Below are 12,726 nucleotides of genomic sequence, written 5' to 3'. Positions count from 1 at the left end.
AAAAAAATGAATAGGCGCCTCATTTTTGCGCGACCTTCACTTGGCGTTCTAAACTACGCAAATAAGGATCTTCAATGTGACTACTTTCCAGCCAGTCTAATACTGCAATTGCCGCGTTTGAATTTTTTGATGCCAGCGCTGCTTCTAGGAAGATGCGAGCGTCGCGCGGTTCTCGTTGCACTTTCCAGTTTTCTTTGGCGAGTGCTAAGGCCTTAACTGGATCGGCTTGAACTCGCAAGGCAAACCTGGCTTCTTCTTGTTGATGTACGGTATCGCCACGCAATTGGGCTGCCAGATAACGCGCAGCGAGCGTCGCTTCTCGTTCTGTAGCGTTGCTTAGCTGCAAGTCGCGCTCAGCAAATGCCAGTCGCAATAGCAAGGTATCGGAGCGGGTCTTGTCTTTTAATAGCGTCACGACTTCGGCTGGACGTTTTTGATCTAACAAAAAATCAGCGTAGGCCGCGAGTAAAAAGGTATCAGCCACACCAAGTGTTAGCGCTTGCTGGAAGTGGCGCTCGCTAGTTTCAATTTTTCCTAGCCGTAGGCTCAATTCGGCTAATCGGGTCAGTACCCATAGTTTGTGCTCGCTGCTGAGTATTTTTGTGTGTATCAAGGCTAATTGTAGAGTCGCATACGCTGGCCCCGCTTTTCCTGTTAAACCATCGACCATCGCTAGACAGCCTATGCCTATCAGATCTTTGCTGTCAGTTTTTAAAAACTGACAATCGTCTCTGGCTAAATCGTAGCGAGCCTGTACGATTTGTATGATGGCGCGCAAGATGCGTGCTTGCTGGTGCTGCGGGTCACGTTCTAAAACCTTGCCTAGATAAGTAATCGCTGCAGGGAAGTCGTGGCGAAACTGCGCCAGACCAGCGCGTAACACTTGAACTTCGATTGGCGCGTCTGGCATATTCCACCAAGGCGTGAGCGCAGCCTGTGCATATCCCAAATAACGTGGGTCGCCTTGTTCTCCAACCATTTCATAATAGCGGCGCGCTAATTCAACGGCTACGATCAGATTGTCTGGCTGCTTTCTTAAGGCTGTTCGTAAAGTCGATAATTCGCGCGCAAGCGGGTCATTCGGTTTGAAAGGCAGTCGTTCTAAGACGCTTAAATCTGATGCCGGGGTGTATGCGGTGGCGCAAACTGGTGGCGCCCAGCAAAGTATCAGACTCAGGGCAATCAAGCCGCTTGAGTACAGTTTGATGAAAGGATGATCAGCTTGAGGGGGGAATGATCTCATGGAAGTCTAAATGGACGAAAAGTCGAGTGCACGTCATCAATAGTTGAACATGGAAAATAATAGTCAAGGTAACACGTTAATTGTCTAAAAGTGTAGTAATTGAACAGCATTAAAAAAAGGAACATTGCTTGTTCAAAGAAAATTTCCTACTCTTAGCTGGGATCTGGTCAACCATCCTTAGTCTGCCTCCGTTAAGGATACAGATTCATGTGAATCAAAATCGTTTTGTTTAACAGTTCAAATAAGTTCAAATCAGTTCAAATTACAGGGGTACGAAAATGAAAAAAATAATTACTGCTTTAGTTGCCAGCTTGTTCGCGATTTCCGCATTCGCAGCTTCCCATTCGCCTGCACCAGCAGCCTCGGCCAAGGCATCCGCTGCTTCTATGGCGTCCGCATCCGAGCCTGCCGCTGCCTCTATGGCGGCATCAACACCCGAGAAGAAAAAATCAAAACATAAGAAAGAGGCATCTGCATCCGCTGCGGAAGCTTCCAAGTAAGTTCTTATGCGCAATTGAAAAAAGCAGGTATTCCTGCTTTTTTTTCGTCTGTCGTTTGTGCTTTTTGAAGCCCAGCCGTTTTATTGGCTGCGTTACTTAGTTGTGATGACGTAACTCTATGCAAGGACTGCTTGGAAAATGTCAGTGCCGTCTAATGCGAAACCCTCGTCTATCCATCCTGTAATTCCGCCCGGCATGGTTTTTACCGGTCGCCCTTGGCGCGCCAATACGATGGCGGCACGCGCTGCGCCATTGCAATGCGGACCGGCGCAATAGGTCACGAAGAGAGTATCTGCGGAGTACTTCGCCAATTTTGATGCGATCATTTTTCCGCGCGGCAGGTGCACTGCACCGGGCACATGGCCTTGCGCAAATTTCTCGGCGCTTCTGACGTCAAATAAAACGAAATCTTGTGTACCTGAGCTGATGGCGTCGTTGACGTCCCAGCAATCGGTTTCAAATTCCAGCATGGCTTCAAAATGGGCGAGGGCGCGAGGGCTGGCGGCTGCAGCAATTTCTGTAATAAGTGACATGGGTATTTCCTTGGCATGATTAAATTGACTTGTTACTGTGGGCTGAGGTTTTTCTCCGGCTTGTAGAGATTATCTGCTCAGCCTACGTTTGAAGTAAGTGGCGGCTACGTCAATCTACGGTAAGATCACGCCATGGAGAACGATAAAGATCAACACCTGGTAGTTGCTTTGGCTTACGACCAACTCTGCACCTTTGAATTTGGCTGTACGGTGGAGTTGTTTGCGTTGGATAGACCGGAGTTAGGTGTGAACTGGTATAGGTTTGCAGTTTGTGCAGCAGAGTCTGGAGTGATTCGGGCCGCCGGTGGTATCACCGTGTCTGCGCCATATTCGCTAGAGTTGTTAGAGCAGGCTGATACCATTGTTATCCCCGGATGGCGCGATGCCGACGAGTTGCCGCCGGCCGCGCTGCTAGAACAAATACGCGCTGCCTACTTGCGTGGGGCACGCCTGTGCAGCATTTGTTCCGGTGTGTTTGTGCTAGCCGCCGCCGGGGTGCTCGACGGAAAGCGTGTGACCACACATTGGCGTTATGCTGCACGTCTGGCGCAGCGTTATCCTAAAATTATTGTGGAAGCAGAAAATTTATACGTAGACGCTGGTCAGATCATTACTTCTGCCGGTTCGGCCGCTGGTCTGGATATGTTGCTGCATCTGGTACGTAGGGATTATGGTGCCAAGGTAGGCAATCAGGTGGCGCAGCGACTGGTGGCGGCGCCGCATCGGGAAGGTGGTCAGGCACAGTTTTTGCCGCGCCCTATGGCTCATGATGAACGTGGGCGTTTGAGTATGCTGATTGATAGTGTGCGTGCGCAACCAGCTTTGCGGTACAGCATTAAGAGCATGGCGCAGCAGGCGAATATGAGTGTCAGAACTATGCAAAGACAGTTTCAAGAGGCCACCGGCATGGGCCCAATCGAGTGGTTGATACGAGAGCGTATCGCGATCGCCAAGGATTTATTGGAGTCAGCAGAGCCAGCACTCTCTAAAGTGGCCGAGTTGGCAGGTTTTGGCTCTGAGGAGTCGTTCAGGCGACATTTTCGTCGGCATGTTGCTAGTAGCCCAGCGGCATACCGCCGTCGTTTTGCGGGAGCATTCTGAATTGCAAGTAGTCGCGATTTTCAGGCAGTATTGGAACAGGCCAATGAACGGGACTTGTCGGGATTTTTTGAACGATGGGTTTAGCTTCAATTATTAAGGTAAAAATTTGGATGGGGAGTGTTAGTAAGCTCAGCTAATCCGAGGTTTTTGAGGGCTGTATGAAGAATAAAAAACTCCACACCAACGAACATGCCAGCAGTCAATTTGCACCGCATGGCAGTATCTCGATAAGGCGTGAAGACTCCATCATTTACTATGAAATTGCCGGTCCATTTAATCTCGAAGTGATCAAGGCTTTCGCGCGCACCGTAGCCGCATTATTGAGCCATTGGACACCGGACACACCTTTCGTAACTGTATCTAACTGGAGTCTGAGCATGATGACTTCGCCCGATGCGCTTGCCGCCTACGGACAAGTGCTGCAAAAGGGGCGGGCACATTTTCCGAAAGAAGTAATGAATATCTGGTATCTACCCGAGGAGATCGAGGGTTACCGTATCATGCTACCAAAATGGCAGGCTTTGTATGAGGTGCACGGCTATCCTCTGGAAATTGTGAATACTTCAGAGCAAGCGCAGCAGCGCGCGGCTTGGCATCTGGAGTATGCAACTCGCAATTTACCAACGCCGGAAAAAAACTAAAGTGACACCTGCTTATTTGCTCTTGATTTCGGGCAATTGTGTTTTCAGTTGTGGGCTCAAGATCTGCGTAACTTGGTCGATACCTGATCTACCTAGCTACTTTGGTGGATCATCATGAACACACTTTCTTCGCTCGCGAGCAGCCATTTTTTGCCGCAAAATTTGCCGCAAAAAATGACCGATGGGTTAGCTGCGGCTAAGCCGTCTGCACAAAACCGTCCAGCCAAGTTGGCATCGCAAGCACCCGCATCTAACAATGATATGGTCAATTTGTCAGATACGGGAGTCGAACTTGCCAGGCGTGCCAATGATCTTGGGATAGCCACCATCGATATGGCGCAAAGTCTGGTCAACAACTTTGCCAAGCAATTGTTTGGGGATGCGGCTAAAGGTATGAAGATTTCGTTCGATAGCGCCAGCATTTCGACCATGGCTGGTTTCTCCGCCAGCGTCCAACATAGTGGTGGCCCTGGCGGTAGTCGTGATGCAACCGCTATGAGCGTACAAGAAGCCTCCGATTTTATCGGTAAGGGGCAGATCACGACGGCCGATGGGCATGTTTATAATTTTGAGGTAGAGGTACATTATCAGGCAATGGCGGGGCTGAGTACCTCAAGTTCGAGCAATAATGGCGATAATCCTAGGCTTAACCATGATGCGGGCACGCCTGCAAATGAACACGCACAAGCTCATCAACACCATCATACCGATGGCAGTCAGGCTCTGGTCGCGACTCCGCCAACTGCTGCCGACTTAACATCGCAAGCACCGCAAAATTTGAGGGCGCATTTCCCCGGAAGTATTCAAGATCTGTTTAGTTTACTCGATGATGGTAAGCTGCAGGTGGCGTTCCAGTTACCTGCAACGGGAGCAAGTAATCAGACACCACGCAGTGGCAATTTAACACTACGTTTGCTGGATTTGTTGAAAGCCCCGAGCCTGCAAGCTAAAAAAATCAACGATGCCTATATCGACGATGCCAAGCAAAACAACGCGAAGCTCGAGACCAAACCTGCTGCGCCTGATATTGTGGCAAACACGGCGGCAACGCCATCATGAGCTTTTGAGATATTAATCATGAAATAAAAAATGCCAGATTTCTCTGGCATTTTTTATTTCGATACTCGTGTGAATGTAATCTTAGGCTTCTGCAATGCGCTTGGCAATATGTGCCAGCGCTTCTTCTACTTGATCAATCAGTATCAGGCATAAATCCCCTTCAGACAAGCTTGCCAATGCAGTGTCTATGGCGATAAATTCCCCATTGATTTCTTTGATCTCTTTGGTGCGGCTGGCATTGGCCAACCCGGTTCTGAGTAAGGCAACCACTTCACCGTCTGCGCGACCTCTTTGGCATTGATCCTGGTACAGTATTACTTCGTCAAAGGCCGCGCCGAGTATCTCAGTTTGTTGGCGGATGTCCTGATCTCGTCTATCCCCCGCACCACTGATAACCACTGAGCGACGATTGGCAGGCATACTTTCAACCGCTTGCACCAAAGCTAAAATGGCATCCGGATTGTGCCCGTAATCAGCGATGAGAGTTGCGCCACGATAGTCAAATACATTAAAACGGCCAGGTGCGTTGTCGCTTTCATTGGCAAAGGTTTTGAGTCCTGTGCGTATCGCATCCCATGTGATGCCTACACCCCAGGCAGCTGCCACTGAGGCCATGACATTTTCAACCTGGAAGCCGATGGCACCATTGCGGGTAATCGGTATCCCTGATAGAGCGATTTTTTGCATTTCAGCGCCTTCATAGGCAATCAAACTGGAGCCGTCAACATACACAACGCGATTGCCTTGTGCCTTGTGGCGTGCCAATACGGGATTTTGGCTATCTGCTGCAAAGAAGGTGACAGTGCCGGTGCAGTTGTGGGCCATTTTTGCGATGATAGGATCGGCCGCATTTAAAACTGCGACGCCACTGTCGGCGACGTTTTGTACTATCACACGTTTTAGCACAGCCAGATCTTCTACCGTGGTGATGTAGTTTAGACCGAGGTGATCGCCTGAGCCTATGTTCGTGATGACAGCCACCTGGCAGCGATCAAACGCCAGACCTTCGCGCAAGATACCACCACGTGCTGTTTCAAATACTGCGGCGTCTACATCGGGATGAAGTAAGACGTTGCGGGCGCTACGCGGTCCGCTGCAGTCTCCAGTATCGATGCGTCGGCCTTCTATGTAGACGCCGTCGGTATTAGTCATGCCGGTGCGTAGACCGCTAGTCGTTAATAGATGGGCGATCAGGCGTACCGTGGTGGTCTTGCCGTTGGTGCCAGTGACTGCCACTACTGGGATGCGACCATCATCGCCGTCGGCAAACATGGCAGCGACGATTGCTTCACCGACTGGTCGTCCTTTGCCAAATGAAGGAGATAAATGCATACGCAGGCCAGGTGCCGCGTTAACCTCAACGATGCCACCATTTTGGTCTTCTATAGGTTTGAGTACGCTATCGCAAACCAAGTCGACCCCGCAAATGTCCAGTCCTATCATCTGGGCGGCAGCGACTGCACTGGCGGCGATGTCTGGATGTACATCGTCAGTGACATCGGTGGCGGAGCCTCCAGTCGATAAGTTGGCGTTATTGCGTAAAATAACGCGCTTACCTTTAGGCGGAACTGTATCTGCCAGATAGCCTTGTTTTGCCAGGCTGGCCAGGGCGATATCGTCAAATCGAATTTTGGTCAAAGAAGTCGCGTGACCAGTTCCGCGGCGGGGATCTTTATTTACTTGTTCGACTAATTCGCGTACTGAATGCGTGCCGTCGCCGACCACCTGCGGTGGATCTCTGCGCGCTGCCGCAATCAATTTGTTACCGATTACCAGTAGGCGGAAATCGTTGCCGGGCAGGTAGCGCTCCACCAAAATATCATCGCGAAATTCAGATGCAGCGATATAGCCTGCATCGAGTTGCTCGCGCGTCGTGACGTTGACGGTGACGCCTTTGCCCTGATTGCCATCCTTGGGTTTGACCACTACTGGCAGGCCGATTTCACAGGCGATCGCCCATGCATCGTCCATATCAACGGCGGTACGACCTAGTGGCACCGGTACGCCTGCAGCATCAAGCAGGCGTTTAGTGAGTTCTTTGTCTTGTGCTATGGCCTCGGCGATGGCGCTGGTGCCATCCATTTCTGCCGCCTGAATTTTTCGCTGACGGCTGCCCCATCCAAATAAAACCAGAGACCCATTTGTGAGACGGCGATACGGGATATTGCGCGCTACTGCCGCTTGTACTATGGAGCCAGTCGAAGGACCCAAGCGCACATCTTCGTCCAGATCGCGTAACTGAGTGAGCGCTTCGCCTAAATCAAAAGGCGTGTCATTTAAGGCTGAAAGGCAGAGAGCTTCAGCGAATTCCAAGGCCAGACGACCGACTGCCTCTTCTGAATATTCAGCGACGACCTGGAATACGCCAGTCTCTAATGTTTGAGTAGTCCGACTAAACGTCACCGGGCAACCGGCTTGGGCTTGCAGGCCCAGTGCCGCTAATTCGAGTACATGGGCCATCGCGACGGGTTCATCATGGCCAGTCGTTTGCAAAGGACCAATTTCCGGAAAACGGGCACGTAGGCGAGTTTCAAGATCGGGCAAGTCGGCGATAGAGCATTCCGCAGGAGTGCAACTGACTATCGTTTCGATTGCAGTGTGATGACTCCAGAGATTTGGGCCACGCAGAGCCCGTATACGTGATACTTCCATAAACCTTTATCCTATCAGCTGGCGTTGTTGCCAAAAAAGTGTACAAGAAATGATGTAAATTGAACCCAGTCGTACTTATTTTTTTCGGGGGGCTTTAAAGCCACAATTTACATCTTCCTTCGTGAATTAATAGTTAGCTGTTTTTTGTTGCGGAATCGAAAGTTCTCAATCCTGCACCTATTAATTCTGGTGAAATCTCTAAGGCCCAAGCAGCGGCAACGGCAGCCATAATGCTTTCAGGCTGCTGCGCTTTGCTTGGCTTGAGTGAGGACAATGACATCAAAACTAGTTCTTCGTTGCCGCTAGCTAAGATAATGTTGCTATCTTTTAGAAACACCGCCCGCTTACCCTTGCTGCGATGGCTGACGATCGGCGCTAATGCTGCGTCTAGCCCGTAAAAAATCACAGATCCATCGCATAGCTCTGCCATTTCAGCTACTTGCGGGATTCCCGCATTCAGTACGGCGACGCCATCTGGTAATACCACGTCGATTTGGGTGCGCAAAATCTTAAACATTTGTTCGGTATCGGTGACGTAAAATTCAGCCAGTTCTGTACTGCTACTGATGTCGGTGACCACTCCGACCTTACATTTATCGTACGCCAAGCCGTCGCTCAGTATCATGCGCGGATTGGTTTCAAATACTGCCGCCTGCACGGAGCGATTCAGTAACAGACGTTGGCTGGCATCCCAATTGGCGCAATTCGTTTTCACTACATGGCGACTATCCAAAAACAGACCCTGGCTAGAGGCGACGCCAGTGTGCTTGCCGCTGACGCTGAGTATGCAGGCGATCAGACGCGCAATCAGACTTGTGCCTTGACTGCCAGCGACCCCGACAATAGGAATGCGACCACTTTCATTGGCGGCAAACAGATTGGCTATGATGGCGGTACCGATAGGGCGTGGCATGCCTTCTGCAGGTTTTAAATGCGCCAGTAAACCAGGACTGGCATTGACTTCAATGATGGCGCCACGTTGTTCTTCCAGTGGGCGGGAAATGTCGTCCGCTACCAGATCGACGCCGGCTATATCGAGGCCAACAATGCGGGCAGCTAATGCGGCGGCACGCGCCACTTCTGGATGCACTTCATCTGTGACGTCAAAAGCGACATTGCCATTTGGCTGGATTAATACCTTTTGACCATCTAAGGGTATGGAGTACGCGGTTAAGCCTTGACGTTCCAGTTCCAGTATGTGTTCAGCTCCGTGTTGCGGTGCGATTGCGTTTAATGGCGAATCTTCATTGGTGCCGCGTCGCGGATCTGTATTGATTTGCTCATCGACCAATTCGATAATATTCGAGGTGCCATTTCCTATCACCCACAGTGCTTCGCCTTTGGCAGCCGCAACGACATGCTTGCCTACGACTAAAAGCCGATGTTCGTTACCGGTGACAAAACGTTCAACGATAACGCTTTTGCTGTCGCCTTTACGGGCTGCAAGATGATATGCCGCGACTACGTCGGCTTCTGTCATCAGATTGAGTGAAACCCCGCGACCATGATTGCCATCATAAGGTTTTACCACCACTGGCAGACCGATGTCTTGAGCTTCTTCCCATGCTTCTTCCGCACTTTTAACTAGGCTACCTTCTGGCACAGGTACGCCGCAAGACTGCAATAAAGTTTTGGTCAAATCCTTGTCACTAGCAATGCTTTCGGCGATCGCACTGGTACTATCGGTCTCGGCAGTCCAGATCCTTCTTTGGGCTGCGCCATGGCCTAGTTGTACCAGGTTTCCTTCAGTCAAACGAATGAAGGGGATTTTACGTTCGGTAGCCGCATCAACGATGTGCGCGGTGCTGGGGCCTAGACAAAGATCATCGACTAATTCATGAAGTTCTGTGACTTTCGCCTCTAGATCGTAGGGTTGATCATTGATCAAGGCCATCAATAGATCGCGGCCTGCCAGCAAGGCGGCGCGTCCAACCTGTTCCTGACGAGTGCGAAAGGCCATTTTGTACACACCAACGGTGTTGGTCGAGCGCGTCTGCCCAAAACCGGTACGCATGCCAGCCAGGTTTTGCAACTCTAGGACCACATGTTCGAGTATGTGACCAGCCCAAGTACCTTCGCGCACTCGCTCTAGAAAACCGCCACGCTCACCGACGCCGCAGCGATGTTCAATCAAGCCTGGCAGCGCAGCAAGCATGCGATCATAAAATCCTGGCAGAGTATTTGAGGGCGCATCTTCTAGCTCCCCTATATCTAACCATGCTTCAATTACAGGGCGGTAGGTCCAGATATTCGGTCCGCGTAAATGTGTTACACGGAGAAATTCTATGTTTTTCTTCTTCGTTGTCATGTATTTAGTTTTTCATGTCAGGGTGTCGTTAATGCGAAACCCGTTCAATCTTTTAGAAGCGTTGAATAATTATTTCTTAATACTATTTGTGATCGCATTGCTGTTTTCTTGGCAATGTAGGTGTCAATATCTCAAATAGATCCCCAGTTGATCTCTAGGCAAAATTAAGAATAGACCCTTAACTCTTGCTGGTATACTCACGTTTGCTTGAAAAAAACATCGCTTCCCTACGTGCAGATTTTGATCTGATTTTTTTCTTTCGATAGAATACCGTAAATTTCTACTCTCGTGACACACTACGATGCCTTGGTGCATTGATTTACTGAAGTTTTTAACTTGAGTAATTTGAATTATTAAATATGTCTTTCATTTACCTTATTTCTAGACCTTGCCTGTGATTGGGCAAGGGGATGAACTGGAGTTCGTTTTACAATGACAACTAAACAATTAAGTGCGAATAACTCATTTGTGTCGCTCCCCGAAATATGGCGGGACGACGTCAAAAAACAATTGTCTGCTGATGAGAACGTTTTATGCTCAGTCGAGGTTGACTTGGATCAGCGACTTCATTTTGTCAAAGGTCTTATTGTCGTAACTGAAAAACGTTTGCTGGCCAAGACACATGGCGATGCCGGATGGCAGGACTGGCCATTCGCGCAGGACCTACAACTGAAACATCATGATCACGCCGGTGTAGGCCATTTGGAGTTATTGAATGCACAAGGCCGTTTGGCTAGTTGGCGCTTTACTTTAGGCCAGAATTTATTGGCGATTCGCCTGATCGATCAATTCAAAGAACAGTGTGAAAGTCATGTCAGCGGTTTGCCCGTGGTGCATACGGAGCAAAATGTCTGCCCTAGTTGCAAGGCAATTTTGGAGCCTGAGCAGGAAGAATGTCCGGTGTGTACCAAAGTTATTTACACCCCACCGTCGACTTGGACTTTGTTTCGGTTATGGCGTTTTGCTCAGCCTTACCGTTGGCAGTTGCTGCTAGGTTTTAGTTTGATGTTGCTTGGCACGGCGGCTCACATGATACCGCGCTACCTCACCAAGCCATTGACGGATGAGGTGCTGATTCCTTATCAGAACGGGCAGCATGTTGATCCGAATTTAGTGAGTTTGTATATCGGCGGCTTATTTGGGTCAGCCGTCATTGCCTGGTTGCTGAGCTGGGGTAAGACTTATATATTGGCGCTGGTGTCTGAGCGTATAGGTGCGGATTTACGTACCACCACCTATCAACATCTTATGAAATTATCCTTAGAGTATTTTGGCGGTAAGCGTACCGGCGACTTGATGTCGCGTGTCGGTAGCGAGAGCGATAGGATATGCGTGTACTTATCTTTGCATTTGCTTGATTTCGCGACTGATGTATTGATGTTCTTGATGACGGTAGTCGCTCTGATGCAAATTAACACTAAGCTCGCTCTAGTGACGCTACTGCCCTTGCCAATAATTGCTTGGATGATACATATGGTGCGCGATAAATTGCGCACTGGTTTTGAAAAAATCGATAGGGTGTGGGGTGAAGTGACCAATGTCTTGGCCGATACCATTCCAGGTATTCGAGTGGTTAAGGCCTTTGCCCAGGAAAATCGCGAGGCGACGCGCTTCCGCGAAGCTAATAAACATAATCTGGCCGCTAACGATAAGCTGAATAAAGTCTGGTCCTTATTCTCGCCAACCGTGTCGTTTTTGACTGATCTGGGTATTTTAGTGGTGTGGGCCTTTGGTATCTGGCAGGTGTCACATGATGAAATCACGGTGGGTTCATTGGTGGCGGCGGTTGCGTTTATTGGTAATTTTTATGGTCGTATCGATTCCATGAGTCGTATCGTTTCGGTAACTCAAAAATCGGCCTCGGCAGCCAAACGCATCTTCGATATTCTGGATCACGTTTCTAGTGTGCCCGAACCAACTCAACCGGTAAAAGTCGCCGAAGTGAAAGGCAATATCGAATTACGTGAAGTAGGATTTCGATATGGCAATCGCTCGGTCAATCGCGGTATTAATCTGAGTATTCAACCCGGAGAATTTATCGGTTTGGTAGGACATAGTGGCTCAGGGAAGAGCACTTTGGTGAATCTGATTTGCCGTTTCTATGATGTCAGTGAAGGTGCTATTTTGCTTGATGGTGTGGATATACGCTCCTTCCCTGTGGCCGATTATCGTAGCAATATAGGACTGGTTTTACAGGAACCATTTTTGTTTTTCGGCACCATCGCCGAAAATATTGCCTATGGTAAGCCGCATGCCAGCCGTGAAGAAATCATTGCCTCGGCAAGAGCGGCGCATGCGCATGAATTTATTTTGCGGCTACCGCAAGGTTATGACTCTATGGTGGGAGAGCGTGGTCAGGGCTTGTCTGGCGGCGAACGTCAAAGGATTTCGATCGCGCGTGCCTTGTTGATCGATCCGCGTATCTTAATTATGGATGAGGCTACTTCTTCAGTCGATTCTGAGACCGAAAAAGAGATCCAGAAAGCCTTGGATAATCTGGTCAAGGGACGCACCACGATCGCAATTGCTCACAGATTATCGACCTTGCATAAGGCGGATCGCCTCGTTGTGCTAGATCGAGGGCAGGTGGTTGAAGTCGGCAGTCATGATGAATTGATGGCGCGTGAATCGGCGTATTTCCGTCTGTACGAGGCGCAGGCCCGCAATGCGAATGTAGGAGGAGAATAAA

At 49.6% G+C, this 12,726-nt stretch carries 9 protein-coding genes; 4 read left to right on the top strand and 5 right to left on the bottom strand.

Annotated features, from left to right (window positions below):
* Positions 1-19: 19 nt before the first annotated feature.
* The 3 genes from EJN92_RS00680 to EJN92_RS00670 all read right to left on the bottom strand — a co-directional run bounded on the left by EJN92_RS00680 (position 20) and on the right by EJN92_RS00670 (position 2,276).
* On the bottom strand, positions 20-1,243 hold the full coding sequence (locus EJN92_RS00680) for a tetratricopeptide repeat protein (RefSeq protein WP_126126074.1): 1,224 nt from the start codon (positions 1,241-1,243) through the stop codon (positions 20-22).
* 262 nt (positions 1,244-1,505) lie between these two features.
* Positions 1,506-1,739 carry a hypothetical protein gene (locus EJN92_RS21365; RefSeq protein ID WP_157984283.1) on the bottom strand — a complete coding sequence of 78 codons (234 nt, stop codon included), beginning with the start codon at positions 1,737-1,739 and terminating at the stop codon, positions 1,506-1,508.
* 120 nt (positions 1,740-1,859) lie between these two features.
* Positions 1,860-2,276: a rhodanese-like domain-containing protein gene (locus EJN92_RS00670; protein WP_126126072.1), complete on the bottom strand. Its 417-nt coding sequence runs from the start codon at positions 2,274-2,276 to the stop codon at positions 1,860-1,862.
* A gap of 132 nt (positions 2,277-2,408) precedes the next feature.
* On the opposite strand from EJN92_RS00670, the gene ftrA reads away from it, so the two are divergent.
* The 3 genes from ftrA (at position 2,409) to EJN92_RS00655 (ending at position 5,077) form a co-directional block, all read left to right on the top strand.
* A complete protein-coding gene (gene ftrA, locus EJN92_RS00665) occupies positions 2,409-3,377 on the top strand; it encodes a transcriptional regulator FtrA (RefSeq protein WP_126126071.1) in 969 nt (322 codons plus the stop codon).
* A gap of 158 nt (positions 3,378-3,535) precedes the next feature.
* Positions 3,536-4,018, top strand: coding sequence for a hypothetical protein (locus EJN92_RS00660; RefSeq protein WP_126126070.1), 483 nt, complete (start codon positions 3,536-3,538; stop codon positions 4,016-4,018).
* Positions 4,019-4,132: 114 nt separating this feature from the next.
* Positions 4,133-5,077, top strand: coding sequence for a hypothetical protein (locus EJN92_RS00655; RefSeq protein WP_126126069.1), 945 nt, complete (start codon positions 4,133-4,135; stop codon positions 5,075-5,077).
* An 81-nt stretch (positions 5,078-5,158) separates the two neighbouring features.
* Here the strand turns inward: EJN92_RS00655 and cphA are convergent, their stop codons facing one another.
* Positions 5,159-7,729: a cyanophycin synthetase gene (gene cphA, locus EJN92_RS00650; protein ID WP_126126068.1), complete on the bottom strand. Its 2,571-nt coding sequence runs from the start codon at positions 7,727-7,729 to the stop codon at positions 5,159-5,161.
* 133 nt (positions 7,730-7,862) lie between these two features.
* The gene (locus tag EJN92_RS00645; RefSeq protein WP_126126067.1) at positions 7,863-10,037 is read right to left on the bottom strand and encodes a cyanophycin synthetase; all 2,175 of its coding nucleotides are present in this window, start codon (positions 10,035-10,037) and stop codon (positions 7,863-7,865) included.
* A 432-nt stretch (positions 10,038-10,469) separates the two neighbouring features.
* Here EJN92_RS00645 and EJN92_RS00640 point away from each other — a divergent pair, with 432 nt between their 5' ends.
* Positions 10,470-12,725 (top strand): cyanophycin metabolism-associated ABC transporter, encoded by a 2,256-nt coding sequence (locus tag EJN92_RS00640; RefSeq protein ID WP_126126066.1) that lies wholly within the window; start codon positions 10,470-10,472, stop codon positions 12,723-12,725.
* Position 12,726: the final 1 nt, after the last annotated feature.

The organism is Undibacterium parvum, from assembly GCF_003955735.1.
GTDB classification, from domain to species: Bacteria; Pseudomonadota; Gammaproteobacteria; order Burkholderiales; family Burkholderiaceae_D; genus Undibacterium; species Undibacterium parvum.
The sequence above is the reverse complement of the archived record's forward strand: the minus strand, read 5'-3'. Positions and strand labels throughout refer to the sequence as shown.

Excerpts from the sequence above, each read along its gene's own strand:
- EJN92_RS00680 (WP_126126074.1), bottom strand. The coding sequence starts at position 1,243 with ATGAGATCATTCCCCCCTCAAGCTGATCATCCTTTCATCAAACTGTAC.
- EJN92_RS00670 (WP_126126072.1), bottom strand. The coding sequence starts at position 2,276 with ATGTCACTTATTACAGAAATTGCTGCAGCCGCCAGCCCTCGCGCCCTC.
- ftrA (WP_126126071.1), top strand. The coding sequence starts at position 2,409 with ATGGAGAACGATAAAGATCAACACCTGGTAGTTGCTTTGGCTTACGAC.
- EJN92_RS00660 (WP_126126070.1), top strand. The coding sequence starts at position 3,536 with ATGAAGAATAAAAAACTCCACACCAACGAACATGCCAGCAGTCAATTT.
- EJN92_RS00655 (WP_126126069.1), top strand. The coding sequence starts at position 4,133 with ATGAACACACTTTCTTCGCTCGCGAGCAGCCATTTTTTGCCGCAAAAT.
- cphA (WP_126126068.1), bottom strand. The coding sequence starts at position 7,729 with ATGGAAGTATCACGTATACGGGCTCTGCGTGGCCCAAATCTCTGGAGT.
- EJN92_RS00645 (WP_126126067.1), bottom strand. The coding sequence starts at position 10,037 with ATGACAACGAAGAAGAAAAACATAGAATTTCTCCGTGTAACACATTTA.
- EJN92_RS00640 (WP_126126066.1), top strand. The coding sequence starts at position 10,470 with ATGACAACTAAACAATTAAGTGCGAATAACTCATTTGTGTCGCTCCCC.